The following is a 15147-nucleotide window of genomic DNA, read 5'->3' as shown; positions in this document are numbered from 1 at the left end:
ATGCAGACCGAGCTGAACAAGGTGATCGCGGCGCTCCGGGATTTCTACGCCCACGAGGCATTCCTGTTCGAGAAGGATATCGGCGAGCGTGCCATCACGCACCGCTTCGCGGTCTATCTCGAGCGGCAGTTTTCAGGCTGGGCGGTCGACTGTAACTATGACCGGCTCGGCGAGCGCACGCTGCATCTGCCGCACGGCACGATCATCTCGACCGACGATCATCTCGGCAAGTCGATCTACCCCGACGTCGTCGTGCACCAGCGCGAGATTCCGAACAATCTGCTCACCGTCGAGATCCGCAAGGCGAGCAATCACACGCCGCTGGAGCACGATCAGCACAAGCTGAGAGCGCTGACCGACCCGCATGTCTGGTTCGCCTATTGGATCGGCGTGCTGCTGGTGCTGGACCGGCACAACGTGACGATGTCGGAGGTCTATGTCAGCGGCGTCGTCGATCAGGCGCTGTCGCTCTGGTTCGCGACGCGACTCGCGGAGAGCGGTCTCGCGGGCGCGCATTAGCGCGTGTACTCCTAAACGTCAGATATTCCGTACCAGCAAGAGGTCGCGGGGCGCGCTAACCCGCGACCTCATCGTTGGCTTTCTAAGGCTATCTTTCGGCTCTTTCGTCCGCGCGTGCCCCTGTTCCGTATACCGCAATGCATCCTGTCAAGCAGTTGGAAAACACATTATTGGCGCCAAGCGGAACGAACACATGATTGTTTTCCGCATTGGCAGCAACCGAATGGGCGGTGCTCGCTGCGTGAACGAGCGGGCCCGTGGTCACCGCAGGCTCGTTGAAGGTAGGCACCAGCTGCTTCAGGGTCTTATCGCGCGCATCGATGACGCCGAGTATCGCAGCTCCCTGAGCGGTCAGGGGGGTTGCGCCGATGACCTCGGTCGGACGCAACGGGCTGGTCGAGGAGGCCGTGTAGTAGTTTCCGTCACCCTTGTTGAACCATACCTCGTCGCCAACACCGACGCCGGGCACGATCTTGTCAATTGCACCCGTCCTGGCGTCGAGAATTACCTGAATCGGCGCCGCCGTCACGTTCTTGGTCGAATTCCAGAGATTGCCCGCGGTGTCAAAAACCGTATTGCAGCCAGCGAGCAGATCGACGTTGGGGCCTACGGTAAGGCCTGCCGGTTGGCAGAACTCGATCGGATATTGCACTTCCACGGTGCCGGCAGGTGATATCCGAATGACGGCCCCATCCTTGGCATTCGGGCCTACCTGCGGAATCGACAGATAGAACTTGCCCGTCACCGGCTCCCACACCGGCTGTTCGGCACCATTGGTCGCGTCGACCCCGGTATGCGACGTGTCAAACGTTATTCGCTTTCCGACTGTGAGGGCACCGGTCGTCTTGCTGACGTGGATCAACGTCGCAAAGGGTGGCGTGTCGGCGTTGTTGATGACAAGCAGCAGTCCGTCGTTGGCGTCATATGCCAATTCGTCCGCACGGAGGCCCGGTGCGCCGCCGGTAGATACGTCGCCCACTGTATTGCCGGTCCTGAGATTGATCGAGACCACGCGGCTGTTGGCGTCGGTCACGAAGAGCCACGGAAACGCCGCAACCACTCCGTTGGGCCCGGAGGTGCCGTTGTCGCCGGTAAAGCCCTTGAACGCCGGCTTGGCACTTATCTGCGAAATCAGCGCGTTTGTTCTTGCATCGACGACATCGACGACGGCGTTGGAGCGATCGGCAAGATAATACGTCTGCGTCGTCTGATCGACGAAGCTGATGTCGAACACGTACATGTTGCCGCCGGTCATGTTCGCCTTCGTTCCAGGGATGGGAACGGTCGTCAGCAAACGGACCGCCCCGTCCCTTCCCTGACCCTCCATCGAGAATGCGTCGGTTGCAAACATCACTGCCACGATGATGCTGACAGCGGTGCACAACAATGTTCGGTATCCAAGCATTGCTTCGCTCCCTTGTTTGTTTCGAGCCGGTTCTCTCGGCTCCCGGATACCCTTCTCCTTTCTGGATGAAAGTTCAACCAAAGGTTTATGTCGGGCGCGGTGTTTTGGAGCTGTGATGCCGGCAGGGCGCCTGCGTGAATCCGTTGTTGTGACAAGGCCGATATGGCGGCATGTCGGTTTCAATGTCGCCCTCTGAGCGCACACCGGACGCGACGCGCTTGTGAGTCCACGCGCTGGAGACGGATGAGTTTTGGTTGAAGCGATGCGCGCTCGGGACTCGATTCACCTCTCCCCGTCGGGGAGCGATGAACCACACAAAGCCGCCCGCGCGATGCGAGCGGCCTTTGCGTCGTCAACCGTCACCAGCTCAATGCAGCGCAGCGCCCTGGCCCAGCGCGTAGGTCACGAGATCCCTCAGCCGGAAATCGGGGCCGGTCACCGGCGCCCAGTTCGGATCGAGTGACAGCATCGAGGAGGCGTCGCCGAACATCATGCCGAGGAAGACTTCGGCGACGATGCGTCCGCCGACCGGGCCGAGTTGCGGCGTGTTGATGCCGCTCGCCGGCGCGCCGGTGGCAGGGATCGTGACCGAGGTCTGGAACTGGCGTGCTTCGGCCAGGATGTAAGTCCAGAGCGGGCAGTTGCCCCTGAACACGCCGTTCGCGATCGAGGAGATCGGAACCTGCGGATCGCCGGTCGGGTCGGGATGGTCGACGGCCCGGCCGATGACGATCTGCTCGTCGGTCAGCGGCGTCAGGTGCATCGCCCTGGCGACCGCCTGGCCCGAAGGCAGCCCGAGCCGCCAGCTGCGTTCGAGATTGCGAAGCGCCAGCGACGACGGATTGGAGGCGACCTCCGGCGGCAGCTTGCGCAGCGGATCGACCAGCGAGGTGTCGATGCGGTAGGCGAGTTGGAGCCGCCGCTTGTTGTCCGGATTGGTGCTGTCGTCCTCGACGCCATAGGCGCGCGTGTCGATGTCGATGAACCGCCCCCAGTCGATGGCGCGTCCCGGACCCATGGCGCGGAAGCCGGTCAGCGCATTGTTGTCGGGGTTGTTGGGATCGGGGAAGATCTGCAGCAGCATGTTGTCGGCGTCGTTCAGCCGATAGCCGGGCCGGATCATCGAGTGGCCGAGCCGGTAGGCCGCGACCGAAAACTCGACCGGCATGAACGGAAAATTCTTCCAGTGATAGTAGGCGAGCCTGCTGCGGTCGTAATGGCCGCCGGTCCTGAGATCGTTCAGCACGCCGGCATTGACGATGCGCGGCAGGAAGTCGTTCAGCACGACGTATTGATAGTGGAAGCGCACGCGCTGCTGCACGGCCTCGAAGGACAGCCCCTCATTGTCGTCGACCATGCGGTTGTGGAAGCGCAGCATCAGTCCCTGAAACTGCGAGACGATGCTGTTCTCGTCGTTGCGGGGATCGCCGATCAATGCGCGGCCCTTGAAGCGCGGCAGGTCGCTGGCGTTGGACACGCCGGTGCCGGTCAAGGTTTCGCCGAGCAGAAACTTGCCGCTGCTGTCGTACATGTAGGGCTGGTCGTTCGGACCGCGGCCGTAGAGATTGTCGAGATCGAGCGCCGGCGTGCGGAAATCGACGAGCCCGTCCGGATCCTGCTGCTTGGTCAGCGAGCTCACGGGATCGAAGGTGATGTCGTGATCGATGAACTGGCCGAAATAAGTGTAGAGCGCGGGAATTCCGCTCTCCTCGGCGTCGGGGCCGTCTTTGGGAGGGTCGAAATCGCCGACCATGTTGTCGGCGAGCGCCGCGAGATTTGCGATGTTGTCGGCCTCGCTCGGGCCGAATTTCGCCGGCGTCAGATTGCGGAACATGCGGCCGAAGCGGCCTTGTGACAGCGGCGAACGGGTGGCGTTGAGACCGCGCGGCGTAATGGCGTGACGACTGCTCATAAAGTACCTCCATGAAAAGTTACGACGGCAAGCAACTAAAGTTAAAGTTGTACGTTGTACACTATGCATGTGAGGCTAGATCGCGGAATTCGACGTCGCAATGCGCTGCTTCACACATCGCGCGACGTCGATGGCGTTCGACGAGCGCGCGTTGCGGTCAAGCCGCGGATGCGCTTTGCAAATTTTTCCCGCAGCAATGCCGAATAACATTCTCGTCATCGAAAATCTCGACCCGAAGCAATGTCAGCTTCACCGACCTAATCGGCAGGTGTTTTGTCGTCGCGAACATCGTGTTCGCGTAAAAATTGCATTGGCGCGCGCGCGCCGCCTCGTGGGCACTGTGATCTCGGCCACAGTTTGCGGCCCGGCGCCCGCCTATGTTCGGCGGGCTTGCACGCGCCGATCCCGCGGGACTACGCTTCCGTTATTGGTGATCAGGCATTTTGGAGGTTCTGATGCAAAAATCATATTTGCTGGCTGCGACTGCGGCACTGGCGCTCATCATGCAGACACCGCTCGCGCTCGCGCAGAGCGCGCCCGCCGCAGGCGGCACGCCGCCGGCCGCCGCGGCCACCACGACTGCGCCTGCAGCGACCACTGCACCGGCCGCAACCACCACGCCGGCTGCGACCACCGACACTTCGACGGCGCCAGCCGGCCCGAAGAAGAGCGCCGACAAGAAGCCGGCGAAGAAGAAGATGACGCGGCAGCAGGAGATCGACCATTCGGTCGACAGCGGCACCGTTCCGGCGCGCTATCGCAGCTCCGTGCCGAAGCAGTACCAGCAATATATTCCGTTCGAGAAGCAGTGACCGATCGCACCGCGGCACGAGGGGCTCCCCGACGTGGTGGAACCGGACAACAGCCAAGCAGGAGCCAAGCAGCGGCCAAGCAGCAGCCAAGCAGCAGCCGACGGCTCGATCAGCCGACCCCTGTGGCGGTCTACGGTGCCGGTGTTAAAGTAGGCCAAGCCGGGGGGAAGCCGTGATGAGTGACGATGCGAGGGATGCTGGCCTTGTGGCCATGATCAGCAGCATCCTGGGAGGCAACAAACGCGCAGAGGCCGCCAGCCCGCCGCCGCTTGCTGACTTCATGCCGGTCGCGCCGGCGGCCGCACCGTTAGCGGAGGTAGCGCAAATCCCGGAAGCGGAGTCTCCGAAGCTCCAGGATGCATCCGATCAAGCGGTGGCGGCTCCGAGGCCGGTTGCGCCCGGTCCACCCCTGACACCGGACGGCAAGCGGCGTCTGCCCGCGGACGCGATTGCCGGTCTCGTGCTCGGCGAATTGCGCAAGATCGAGGGTTTTCCGGCGTCCGGCGTCTCGGTGACGGTCTACGGCTATCGGCACTGGAACGCGATGATCACTTTCGCGCCGTTCTCGACCACGTTCCAGAACGCGACCCGGTTCCGTCAGGCATTGCCAGATCTCGTGTTCAAGCTCCGTCGTTTCGTCGAACTTGAGATATAGGTCTGGTACAGCCGTGACCCGAAACTGTTCGACAGGATATTCGAATTGAGCGTCGCCTTTACCAAGGAAGAAAGCGCCGAGACCGCCTCCGAGACACTGCTGCCGGATCGCCCGATCTCGCCGCATCCGAACCTCGTGACCGAGACAGGTTTGCAGGCGCTGCAGAAGCAGTTCCAGGACGCGCGCGAGGCCTATGAAGCCGCGCAAGCCATCGATGATGTCAACGAAAAGCGCCGGCAGTCGGCCGCGCCCCTGCGCGATGTCCGCTATTTCGCCGAGCGGCTGCGCACCGCGCAACTGGTTCCCAATCCGGCGTCGAACGAGACGGTCGCCTTTGGCAGCAGAGTGACGTTCAGCCGCACCGACGGCCGCGTGCAGACCTACCGTATCGTCGGGGAAGATGAAGCCGATCCGAAGGCCGGCTCGATCTCGTTCGTGTCGCCGGTCGCGAAGTCGCTGATGGGGAAGGCCGTCGGTGACGTCGTCGGCTCGGGAACACAGGAGATCGAGCTTATCGAGATCGCGTAACGAGATTACGGAGCGATTCCGGCTCCCCGTTTCATCTCGCCGTCAAGCAAAAACCTTAAGTCGATCATAATTTGAAGCAATCCTGGGCTTTGGAACTGTCGGGCAACTCTGCATGAAGTGAGGTTCGATCATGTCGATGAGCAAGGCCTTCAATGAGCGTCTAACGGAACTGAAATTTCATCCCGCCGTTCTCGCGGTCAGACAGATCAAGAAGCGGCTGGCCGATAGCGGACCGGCACTGCGCCTCAAGTTCAATACCCAGAAGCGCGACGAGATCATCGGGGAATACAAGCGCGGATCGAGCGTGCAGGACGTTATCGATTTCACCAAGCAGCATATGGGCACCGGCTCCTGCCAGATCGAGACGGAGATCTCGTCGGCCCTCGACTACATCGCGGCGTCCGCTCCGAAGCTCGTCGTTGAAATCGGCACCCTGAACGGCGGAACGTCGCTGCTGTTCGGACGATTTCTTCCGACGATGGAGACGATGATCTGCATCGATCTGCACGTGAAGAACAAGGAAATGCTGAAGCTGCTGGCGACGCCGAAGCAGCAATGGACCTTCTTCGACATGCCGTCCTACGCGGATGAAAGCGTCAAGCGGGTCGAGAAGTTTCTCAATGGCAGGTTGATCGACGCGTTGTTCATCGACGGCGATCACCGCTACGAAGGCGTCAAGCAGGACTTCCTCTGCTACCGGCATTTCGTTCGCGAAGGCGGCATCATCCTGTTCCACGACATCTGCGAATCCAGCGGCAACACCAGCGCCTGGGCCGGCGGCGTCCCGCAGCTATGGCGCGAATTGTCGCCGTTCTACGAGCACAAGGAATTCATTCAAAACCGCAGCCAGGAAGGCTTTGGCATCGGCGCGCTGAAATACACCAAGGCCGCGAATCCGCTTCCATCGGCGTGAGTTCGACGAGGGCGCTGTCCGCACCGTGCGGACGGCGCGGCGGTTTAAGGCGGCGTGCGCGTCAATCGGGCGCAGTCTCACCCCTTGCTCTGTCATTGCGAGCGCAGAAACCGATGACACGATCGGGCCATGGGTCGGTCTCATCGTCCGATAGGCTCTTGTCGGATGGTGCCATTATTCCGCTGTTTTGCCCGACGCGTCAATCGAGATTCGGATAATACGTAACCCCGACTGACATCGGCTACTGTGCATGCGGTTGTTTTCGACATTTCGAGCAACAGGTGACGAAAGTCACCCCCCGTCGGGGATCGTGCGCAACCAGCAGGGTTCAAGATGATGATTGGTGGGCGCACCAAGGGATCGAACCTTGGACCTCTCCCGCGCGAAGGCTGCGGGCTGATGGAACGTGCATTTGCACGCACCGATTTTTACACGGCGGACACTTGCTCGACTCGGGTGGCCACGAGAGGGGCACCTTGGAAAACTTGGTGCCCCTTGTCGTGTAGGGCGCGCCCTACGCAACGAAGGCCGGATCGAATACTTGTTCCGGCTGCTTAGCGACAGCCGGAGCCTCGATGTGGGTCGGCTTTGACCTGCTCAAGCCCGCAGCGTGAAGCGTCGCCCTATTGCGATCCCAGGCATCGTTCACGAGGTCTTGCCATTGGATAACTTCAATCGAGCCCCGGTAGTGATTTTTCAACGGTCGAATGCGCCCCTCACCATTGGCAGTCGTTTCCCAATTCGACAACTGCTGCTCCAAGTCTCCAACGATGTCGGCGACTACATAACAATGGAAAATGCAATCTTCCGCCACTCTGATCCGGGTACGGTCGAACGACTCAAGTTCACCACCTCGTAGTTGCCCGAGGTACTTTACTATTTGCGCCTCAATTTGATCTTCGGCTTCTTTGTAATCTCGGCGGCCAGGCCTCTTGAACTCAACGATCATCATCGTGCGAAGCGGTTTACTCGCCAGAGACACAGCCATGGAAGACAAGGTCTTTGGTCGCGTCGCGTGTAAGATCGGTCACTCCGAGCAAACTATCGACCTTGCGCGTTTCGACCGTTCGACCATTCGCGAGAAGGTGGAGTTGATGTTTTCCGTCAAGTCCCGTGCTGGCTTCAGCCTTGCAAGTGAAACCAATGATCGACAGTTCGCCAAACTCTTGTAACTCGAACGCGCCAGTCTTTAGTGGCTTGCCTACTGTGAGCTCCGCGACGGCATTGGGATAGGTGGTAACATCGCCATCGAGATCGACGATAATCGTCGGACCGCTTCCCAACAAAAAGTCTGCGATGAAGTGCGCACTGAAGTACCGAAGGAAGGTGTCGGCTCGCTTCGGAAACGTGTCCGCATATTCTTTTGTGCGTAGGCCACGGAACGTTATGGTGGTACCGGTCGAAGCACCCGGCGCTGGCTCGTCTTCCCGGCTCGGCTTGACCTGGTCATCGTGCTCTAAAACGAATGAAAAGACCCGACGAAGCCTCCCGCTTGGGCTGTCGTAGACGCTCTCAACGAGAATCGAGCTAAAGGCATCCAGCCAGAACAAGCGGCCAACACCTTTGCCGCCCTTGGCACGTTTGAAGTCTGTGTCGATTTCACAGAACGCTTCGTAACGTTTAGCATCGAGACCTATCCCGGTGTCGGTCACAACAATCTCGATCTTGTCGGAGTCGGACAGTGACTTGACGCGGATGGAAATCTTGCCTTTGGCGACGTTTGCCCCCAGTAGGTCTTCAATCGCGTAAATCGAATTGCTCACAGCCTCGAAGAGGGGCTGCAAGCCCTGCGTTGCATTGGACGGCTTAGGGAGCTTTCGAACACGATTTTCAATGTTTTGAGTAAGGGTTGCCACGATGAAATCCCTATGCGTGCGAATGCTGTACCATGCACGCCGTAGGCGGCATTGTAAACGGCTTCGCTTGGCTTACGCCACGCGGCGAGCGCCTTGTTGCCCGCGTCGCGCTCGACCTTCTTCAGTGTCTTCGCCCGGCGGCCGGTCAGCGCTACCAGCGACTTCATCCAATCCGCATCGAGCGAACCTTTGAAGACTCAGCGTGCTGATCGTCTCGATTAGCTTCGGCTGCGGGACGGTAGTAAAATGTTGGCTCACGTCATTCGCGACGTGGCCCATGATCCTGCGCCGTTGACGACTAGCTGGGTCGTCGTCTGCTCCTTCGCCTTTGGCAGACATGCCGCGCACTTCTCGGGCAGGATGCCATCCTGCCCCTGTTTTGCCCGACGGAGCAAGTGGTGTTTCGGAAAAGTCGTAATCCGCTGATCCGACTGACATCGGCTACTGTGCATGGGGTTGTTTTCGACATTTCAACGGGACGGTGACGAAAGCCGCCCGTGTCGGGGATCGTCCGCAACCAGCAGGGTTCAGGATGATGAATGGTGGGCGCACAAGGGATCGAACCTTGGACCTCTCCCGTGTGAACCACAATCCGTAGGCCTTAGCTAACCTAATCAAGCCATAGTTTTATTGCAAAAGTCCTTGCAGCGCAGGGATTTCCGGCCATGTTGGCCCATAGGAGGCCATAGGAGGCCTTCCTACATTTTGTATGCCCCTGCCGTGCCCTGCGTGAATTTTCCCGTGGGGCACAACAGAGCTGGGAACGTGGAGTGAGCGGTTTAGGATCCGTTTCTTGGATCTCCTTCGACGTGTCCCGGGGCACAAGGAGTAAGGGCACAAACAATGGAAAACAGCGAGAAGGGTCTTAGAGCCGAAGTGACGACGAACTACCTGAGGCTCACTGACGCTGCGATACGTGCAGCCACGCTGCCGCCGGGCAAGTCGCAGTACTATCTGCACGACACAGAGCAGCCGGGGCTTGCCATCAGGATGCGCGCGACTGGCGGGCGGACCTGGGTCTTCCTGTTCACCAAGCCTGGGACGAGAGGCACCCAACGCAAGACGCTGGGCGCATGGCCGAAGTTCAATGAGAAGGCCGCGCGCAAGGCCGCTACCGTCGCCGCCGGCGAGGTGGTCATTGGAGTCGATCCGAACGAGGCCAAACGCGAGGCAAAGCGACAACAACTGGCAGAGAGGCAGTGCACTACGCTGGCGACCCTGATCATTGAAGATGGCCCCTACGAAACGTCCCTGACCGGACGCCAAGTCGTCAACTGGAAACCGGCAATGTCGGCGTTGCGACGCGGTCTCAAAGATCACTTCGACCTCGCCATCGGCGAGCTGACGCGACGGCAAATCATGGCGGCGGTGGACAGGATCGCCAAGACCGGTAAGCGCGGCGCCGCCAAGGACGTGCGCAAGCACACGCACACCTTCCTCGAATGGTGTGTAGGCGAAGGTTATGTGGAGCACAACGTGCTCGCCGGCTATCGCGCGCCCAAGGAAACCCGTGCACAGAGGGTCGGGCGCCGAACGAAGGGCCGCGCGCTGATCGATGAGGAGATCATCAAGGTTTGGCATGCATCCGGCAAACTCGGGGCTTTTGGGCTGTTGACACGCATGTGCCTACTCGGTGGCCCGCGTCGCAGCGAACCAACCATGATCGAGTGGCAAAAGCACATCATGGATGATCGCATCACCTTCGATGCGGCATGGACCAAAATGGGCCTACACCACGACGTGCCGCGCACCCATCTTGTTGACGAGGTGCTTACCGCCGCGAAACACTTCCAGCGCGCAACGTCCGACTATGTCTTCCCGTCACCGAAGACCGGCGGCCAGATGTCGGGCTTCACCAAGATGGTCAACCGTCTGATCAAGGAAGCGGCTGTCCCCAAGTTCACCATGCATGACTTAAGGCGGAGCTTGCGAACCATCATGTCTCGTTGCGGCTACGACAACGAAATCCAACGGCTATGCGTGGGGCAAAAGCCGCGTGGAATCGATCAGGTCTATAATCACGACGAGCAGTGGATCATCCGCAAGATGGCGTTCGACGCGGCTCATGACTACATCGCGCAGTTAGTCGGCGCGGAACGGGTCGGCAAGGTGGTGCGGCTGCAGCGGACGAATCCGCTCGACCCGATCAAGGCCGAACTGCTCGGCCGTCTCCGCGAGCATTATGCGGCTGGGGCGGCTTAGTGGTCTTGGCTTCTGGCCAAATAATCGCGCACCGCATCGACACGATAAAGCGGGCGGCCATCGACGTAGCGCCATTTCAGCGGGTGGTTCGGATCGCGCCGCCACTGCTCCAGCGCTCCCGGCGTGCGCCGGATAACCGCGGCCGCCTCTAATGCTGTCAAATTAGAACTGCCGGGCAGCGTATCGACATCGAATGTCGCGGGCGGCGGCATACCACGGTTCTTGCGGCGGCGCTTCGTGGTACTCGGCATTTTCAGACTATCTGGCGCCCGGAATCCCTTGATCCGAGGCGCTTCGTCCTTGCCGCTCATGCCTTTGCCCTGAACCGTGATCGGTCTGGGGCATTAGGATCGAGGCTTCTCGAGCAGGAAAGGGATCGAGAGCGCAGATATTGCGGCTGGGTAGCCGTGGCGTACAAATAGGACGAATCGTTGCCTTTGCCACGAGGTTGACAAGCAATCGCAGGGCCCGGTGGTTGCGACAACATCGTTTCTGATGCTAACTGATACGGTCGTTTGGAAATCGGAATCAGACACTCAGATTACCGCCCTGGACCCGCTGACTCATCAGCGGGTCCCAGGTTCGAGCCCTGGTGCGCCCACCACCCTCAAGCGATTAGCCCGCAAGGGCTTTTTTAATTTCCCCAGCGCGCTTTTTCTCATCCAACCGAAACCGCGTGGCACCGATTTCGCACCGCCAAGACGGGCGTGGTCGCGTGCCAAAAATATTTTTGGGCCTTGCGTTATTGTTCTCATTTTGTACTTCTCGAACAAGAGGGTGAGCCATGGATATTGAGTTCATTCGGACGGACACCCGCGCAAGCGCGGGTGTCCGATCCTGGATGAACTTTGGCAGAGAAGCGCTATGAAACCTCAACTGCCCGGACTGCCGACGATGGCAGCGCTCATGCTCGCAGCAACTATCACCGTTTGGTTAGGCCTTTGGGGTCCGCTCGATCTGTCGCGCATTGAGAAGTGGCAGACGCTAACGGTCGGCGTGTTCGCGATATGCGGCGTCTTATTCACAGCAAGTGTTGCAGTCCGAAATGTCACACGTCAGATCAGGATAAACATCTTAAGCCGGGAAGAAGATCGGATTGAACGATTGCTTCCCGGGCTTCGAGCTGCCGCTTATTTCGCAAGCGGGTTTCTTCAATATCGTGTTGCCCATGGTTTCTTGGAGATTGTTGAAGCGTTCCGCGGTGACGGTTTTGGCGTCGAGGGATCAACCTATCAAAAAGACATTCAGACAGCGTTGCCAGCGGCGGACGCTGCCACGCAACTGCGCGTTGAGCAGCGATTATACAGCTGCTTTAATTGGGGTCGACATGCGGAAAACGCAGCGCACGTGGTGAGAGCGTGGACCGCAGAGACATCCAATCATGCCGAGTGGGACCCGTCTGCGCTGGAGAGCAGGCTGGCCGAGATCGAGGAACAACGAAATCGCTTTGCTACGGCTCGCACGCAGTTTGGCTTGGCTATGGATGAACTTGAGGCCGAGATCATCGCGATACGGGCGCAGATCGACCTCTATCAGGCACGGTCCGTACGCATCCGACGGGAGATTGAAGCCTACTTCGGCGGCGCCGCTCAGCGTTCTTAAAATGAACATGCAAGAAGGCCGCACAGGGGATTTCAAGTTGAACAGTTTAGACCGGTAGTTTTCACGGCGGCGGTCCAAGGCCAGCATGCGTGCGGGAGAATGTCGAACGGTTGGTGACTTTGGCATGGTCCGGATTCTTCTGGCAAATGTACATCGCCAATAAAGTTCACCATAAGACGGACCATACCGTGTGGGTGGATGCTTCTCCGCAAGAAAACACTCAGGGAGTATTGAGCAACGCCCGCCGGCAGATCACGCTGCAGCGATAGTAGACCTCGATCTTCAATGAGCGGGCATTTGGTAAGAGGCGGCCGAATGATGGGTGAGCGGTCGCGGGCAAGTGCGACACATCAATTGGTCGCTCTAGCAGCCATGAGCTCCTAGGCGCGTCTCTCTTAGGTTGTTAATATCCCGGGGATGGCCAGCCAAAGTAAGGCAGGTGGCATCGGGGGTAACCCTGGCAGAGGCTCCACTTATCGACGCGGAGATTCTGTTCAGACAAACGGGACCAGCTCATTCCTTGGTTTCGAATTTTGTTGTCGGCGCACTCCATGCGCTCTCAACAATTATCGTTGCTTAATTCTACTTTTGCAACAATAATTTCACGATCGGCAGATGAACTTTTTTGACACGATGAATCACGCGGTTTCTGAGATACGCCAAAGAAATTGATCTTCAGGCGGGCGATGGAATCGCAGGCGAGGAATGAGAATGCCAACCAAGCGCAGCGGACCAGCAGCAACAATCCCGAAAAATTATGAGGGGATCGTCAATCTGATCACTCGCGAATACCCAAACTTGTCGACCGGATTTCAGCAGATCGCGAGATTCTTGACGCAGAATCCGAATGTGGTGGCACTCGAATCGATCAATGCCGTCGCCGCCAAATGCCGGACGCATCCGTCGAGCCTCGTCCGTTTCGCGCAGAGCCTCGGCTACTCCGGCTTCAAACAGCTGCAATCCGTTTTTCAGACAAGACTTGCCACTGCCGCCCCCGGATTTCGGGAGCGCATCAGCGCTCTTGAGAGTGAACTTTCACGAAATAAGGATCACGGCAGTCTCGGCTATTTGCGGGATCTGGTCGTGCGCGACATGGCGGCACTTCAAGATCTTCTCGAAGTCGTATCGGAAAAAACCCTCGCCGACACCGCCAAACTGCTCGTGCAGGCGGAAACGATTTACATTGCCGGACAACTTCGATCCGAACCTATTGCATCATTGCTCAGGTATCTTCTGACGATGCTGCGCCGCCGCGTCGTCCTTCTCGACCCTGCCGGTGGCCTGGCGCAAGAAATGGCGACGACCATGACCGACCGCGACGTCCTGATCGCGATCGCATTTCGACATTATGCAAAAGAAGTCGTCGTCATATCCGAGGTGGCCGTAGCCAACGGAACTTACATCATAGCCATTACCGACAGCCAATTGTCGCCCCTCGCGAAAGACGCCCGGACACTCTTCACGATTCCGGAGGACGAATATCTGTTCTCAAGGTCGCTCGCGGCACCGATGTGCTTGGTCCAGTGCATTGCGATGGCAACGGCCGCCCTGCTTCAGCCGGGCCGTGACTCGACGCCACGAATTCCGACGGTGACCGAGATGGCGCGCAATCGAACGTAAGCGCGCACTTTACTGGACAGGCTGCGCGCGCGGCTGGCTGCGGCGTCGCGTGACGCCGGGCCCCAGCGGGATCATCGGAACGGCTTGATTGATCCTGAGCGTTCGACCGTCAGCCGCTGTCGTTGTCAGCTGGCAGGTTTTTTTGAGCGGTGCAGTTGAACGGCAACAGATCTTCGATATCGGCGTCTGGCGCGCGCTGGGGCAATTCGGTGAGCGCGTGACGTAGCCATGCATAGGGATCGACGCCGCATGCCCGGCATGTCAGCACCAAACTGTAGATCACGGCGCTTGCCTTGGCGCCGGCAACGGTGTCGCTGAACAGCCAACGTTTTCGTCCAGTGCAGAACGGCCTGATGTCGCGCTCCAGAACATTGTTATCGATCGGGGCGAGACCGTCACTGGTGTAACGGGTCAGATAATCCCATTGGTTGCGCGCATAGGCGATCGCCTTGCCGGTCAAGCTTTCGGGTAGGACCTTCGGCGCCCGGTCGTCGAGCCAGGTCCGGAAGGCGGCCAATACCGGCAGGCTATGCTGCTGGCGCAGCCGCAAGGTGTATGAGGCGCGCGTTTCGCCGTCGGGCGGCGTCTGGCGCGCCACCCTCTCGACCTCATACAACGCCTCGAAGAACTTGAGCGCCTGCAATGGCGGACCGCCGGGCTTTGTCCTGGCCTTGAGCGCATCGGTAAATTTCCTGCGCGCATGCGCCATACAGCCGAGATGGGTCGCGCCTGTCAGCGTGCGCCAGGCGTCATAGCCGTCGCTCATCAACAAGCCGCGATAGCCGGCCAGGAAGGCCTGAGGATGTTGCTGGCCGCGACCGGGCTGGTAATCGAACAGCACGACCGGCTGCGCGCAGTCCTGGCCGCTGCGATAGGCCCACATGAACCACAATCCGTAGTCCCTAGCCAACCCGCGTCAGCCATAGTAAAAAGTAGATAAGTCTATGCATTGTAGGGGATTTCGCCATATGCGGCCATAACAGGCCACAGCTGACCAAACTACATTTTGTATGACCCCGCCATGCCCCCGTGCCATCTTCCCTTGGGGCACACAAATCGGGGAGGGTCTGTGCCCCCTCTGTTCTTCAGGGCCGACCTTCCACGCTAGAGCGTTAGCCGATCA

General features: G+C 59.4%; 13 protein-coding genes and 1 pseudogene. 8 read left to right on the top strand and 6 right to left on the bottom strand.

Features of this window, described 5'->3' with window-relative positions; all coding sequences use genetic code 11:
• Positions 1-519, top strand: coding sequence for a hypothetical protein (locus FXB38_RS36140; RefSeq protein WP_148755707.1), 519 nt, complete (start codon positions 1-3; stop codon positions 517-519).
• A gap of 88 nt (positions 520-607) precedes the next feature.
• Here FXB38_RS36140 and FXB38_RS36135 read toward each other — a convergent pair whose 3' ends face one another.
• The gene (locus FXB38_RS36135; RefSeq protein ID WP_148755706.1) at positions 608-1924 is read right to left on the bottom strand and encodes a YncE family protein; all 1317 of its coding nucleotides are present in this window, start codon (positions 1922-1924) and stop codon (positions 608-610) included.
• A gap of 367 nt (positions 1925-2291) precedes the next feature.
• Positions 2292-3836, bottom strand: coding sequence for a peroxidase family protein (locus tag FXB38_RS36130; RefSeq protein WP_148755705.1), 1545 nt, complete (start codon positions 3834-3836; stop codon positions 2292-2294).
• 455 nt (positions 3837-4291) lie between these two features.
• Between FXB38_RS36130 and FXB38_RS36125 the strand changes: the two genes are divergently transcribed.
• The 4 genes from FXB38_RS36125 (at position 4292) to FXB38_RS36110 (ending at position 6744) form a co-directional block, all read left to right on the top strand.
• On the top strand, positions 4292-4648 hold the full coding sequence (locus FXB38_RS36125) for a hypothetical protein (RefSeq protein WP_148755704.1): 357 nt from the start codon (positions 4292-4294) through the stop codon (positions 4646-4648).
• 175 nt (positions 4649-4823) lie between these two features.
• Complete coding sequence (locus tag FXB38_RS36120; protein WP_148755703.1) at positions 4824-5303, top strand: hypothetical protein; 480 nt, start codon at positions 4824-4826, stop codon at positions 5301-5303.
• 45 nt (positions 5304-5348) lie between these two features.
• Positions 5349-5831 (top strand): transcription elongation factor GreA, encoded by a 483-nt coding sequence (gene greA, locus FXB38_RS36115; protein ID WP_148755702.1) that lies wholly within the window; start codon positions 5349-5351, stop codon positions 5829-5831.
• A 130-nt stretch (positions 5832-5961) separates the two neighbouring features.
• On the top strand, positions 5962-6744 hold the full coding sequence (locus FXB38_RS36110) for a class I SAM-dependent methyltransferase (protein ID WP_148755701.1): 783 nt from the start codon (positions 5962-5964) through the stop codon (positions 6742-6744).
• 514 nt (positions 6745-7258) lie between these two features.
• Here FXB38_RS36110 and FXB38_RS36105 read toward each other — a convergent pair.
• Positions 7259-7696, bottom strand: coding sequence for a hypothetical protein (locus tag FXB38_RS36105; protein ID WP_148755700.1), 438 nt, complete (start codon positions 7694-7696; stop codon positions 7259-7261).
• 13 nt (positions 7697-7709) lie between these two features.
• Positions 7710-8600 carry a sensor histidine kinase gene (locus FXB38_RS36100; protein ID WP_187435386.1) on the bottom strand — a complete coding sequence of 297 codons (891 nt, stop codon included), beginning with the start codon at positions 8598-8600 and terminating at the stop codon, positions 7710-7712.
• Between the two features lie 843 nt (positions 8601-9443).
• Here FXB38_RS36100 and FXB38_RS36095 point away from each other — a divergent pair.
• Positions 9444-10802 (top strand): tyrosine-type recombinase/integrase, encoded by a 1359-nt coding sequence (locus FXB38_RS36095; protein WP_148755698.1) that lies wholly within the window; start codon positions 9444-9446, stop codon positions 10800-10802.
• Here FXB38_RS36095 and FXB38_RS36090 read toward each other — a convergent pair.
• Positions 10799-11113 carry a hypothetical protein gene (locus FXB38_RS36090; RefSeq protein WP_246230405.1) on the bottom strand — a complete coding sequence of 105 codons (315 nt, stop codon included), beginning with the start codon at positions 11111-11113 and terminating at the stop codon, positions 10799-10801. The genes FXB38_RS36095 and FXB38_RS36090 overlap by 4 nt on opposite strands.
• Before the next feature lie 553 nt (positions 11114-11666).
• Here FXB38_RS36090 and FXB38_RS36085 point away from each other — a divergent pair.
• Complete coding sequence (locus FXB38_RS36085) at positions 11667-12404, top strand: hypothetical protein (RefSeq protein ID WP_148755697.1); 738 nt, start codon at positions 11667-11669, stop codon at positions 12402-12404.
• A gap of 711 nt (positions 12405-13115) precedes the next feature.
• A complete protein-coding gene (locus FXB38_RS36080; protein ID WP_148755696.1) occupies positions 13116-14024 on the top strand; it encodes a MurR/RpiR family transcriptional regulator in 909 nt (302 codons plus the stop codon).
• Between the two features lie 109 nt (positions 14025-14133).
• Here FXB38_RS36080 and tnpC read toward each other — a convergent pair.
• Positions 14134-14910: pseudogene (tnpC, locus tag FXB38_RS36075) on the bottom strand (IS66 family transposase); the annotation flags it as partial.
• Positions 14911-15147 lie beyond the last annotated feature (237 nt).

Origin of the sequence: Bradyrhizobium cytisi, assembly GCF_008123515.1 — a bacterium.
Taxonomy (GTDB): Bacteria; Pseudomonadota; Alphaproteobacteria; order Rhizobiales; family Xanthobacteraceae; genus Bradyrhizobium; species Bradyrhizobium cytisi.
Note: the sequence above shows the minus strand (reverse complement) of the source record. Positions and strands in the feature narration are given on the sequence as shown.

Bases quoted from the DNA above. Each gene is read 5' to 3' on its own strand.
- FXB38_RS36125 (WP_148755704.1), top strand. From the start codon at position 4,292: ATGCAAAAATCATATTTGCTGGCTGCGACTGCGGCACTGGCGCTCATC.
- FXB38_RS36085 (WP_148755697.1), top strand. From the start codon at position 11,667: ATGAAACCTCAACTGCCCGGACTGCCGACGATGGCAGCGCTCATGCTC.
- FXB38_RS36110 (WP_148755701.1), top strand. From the start codon at position 5,962: ATGTCGATGAGCAAGGCCTTCAATGAGCGTCTAACGGAACTGAAATTT.
- FXB38_RS36095 (WP_148755698.1), top strand. From the start codon at position 9,444: ATGGAAAACAGCGAGAAGGGTCTTAGAGCCGAAGTGACGACGAACTAC.
- FXB38_RS36135 (WP_148755706.1), bottom strand. From the start codon at position 1,924: ATGCTTGGATACCGAACATTGTTGTGCACCGCTGTCAGCATCATCGTG.
- FXB38_RS36105 (WP_148755700.1), bottom strand. From the start codon at position 7,696: ATGATGATCGTTGAGTTCAAGAGGCCTGGCCGCCGAGATTACAAAGAA.
- FXB38_RS36120 (WP_148755703.1), top strand. From the start codon at position 4,824: ATGAGTGACGATGCGAGGGATGCTGGCCTTGTGGCCATGATCAGCAGC.
- FXB38_RS36140 (WP_148755707.1), top strand. From the start codon at position 1: ATGCAGACCGAGCTGAACAAGGTGATCGCGGCGCTCCGGGATTTCTAC.
- FXB38_RS36080 (WP_148755696.1), top strand. From the start codon at position 13,116: ATGCCAACCAAGCGCAGCGGACCAGCAGCAACAATCCCGAAAAATTAT.
- FXB38_RS36090 (WP_246230405.1), bottom strand. From the start codon at position 11,113: ATGAGCGGCAAGGACGAAGCGCCTCGGATCAAGGGATTCCGGGCGCCA.
- FXB38_RS36130 (WP_148755705.1), bottom strand. From the start codon at position 3,836: ATGAGCAGTCGTCACGCCATTACGCCGCGCGGTCTCAACGCCACCCGT.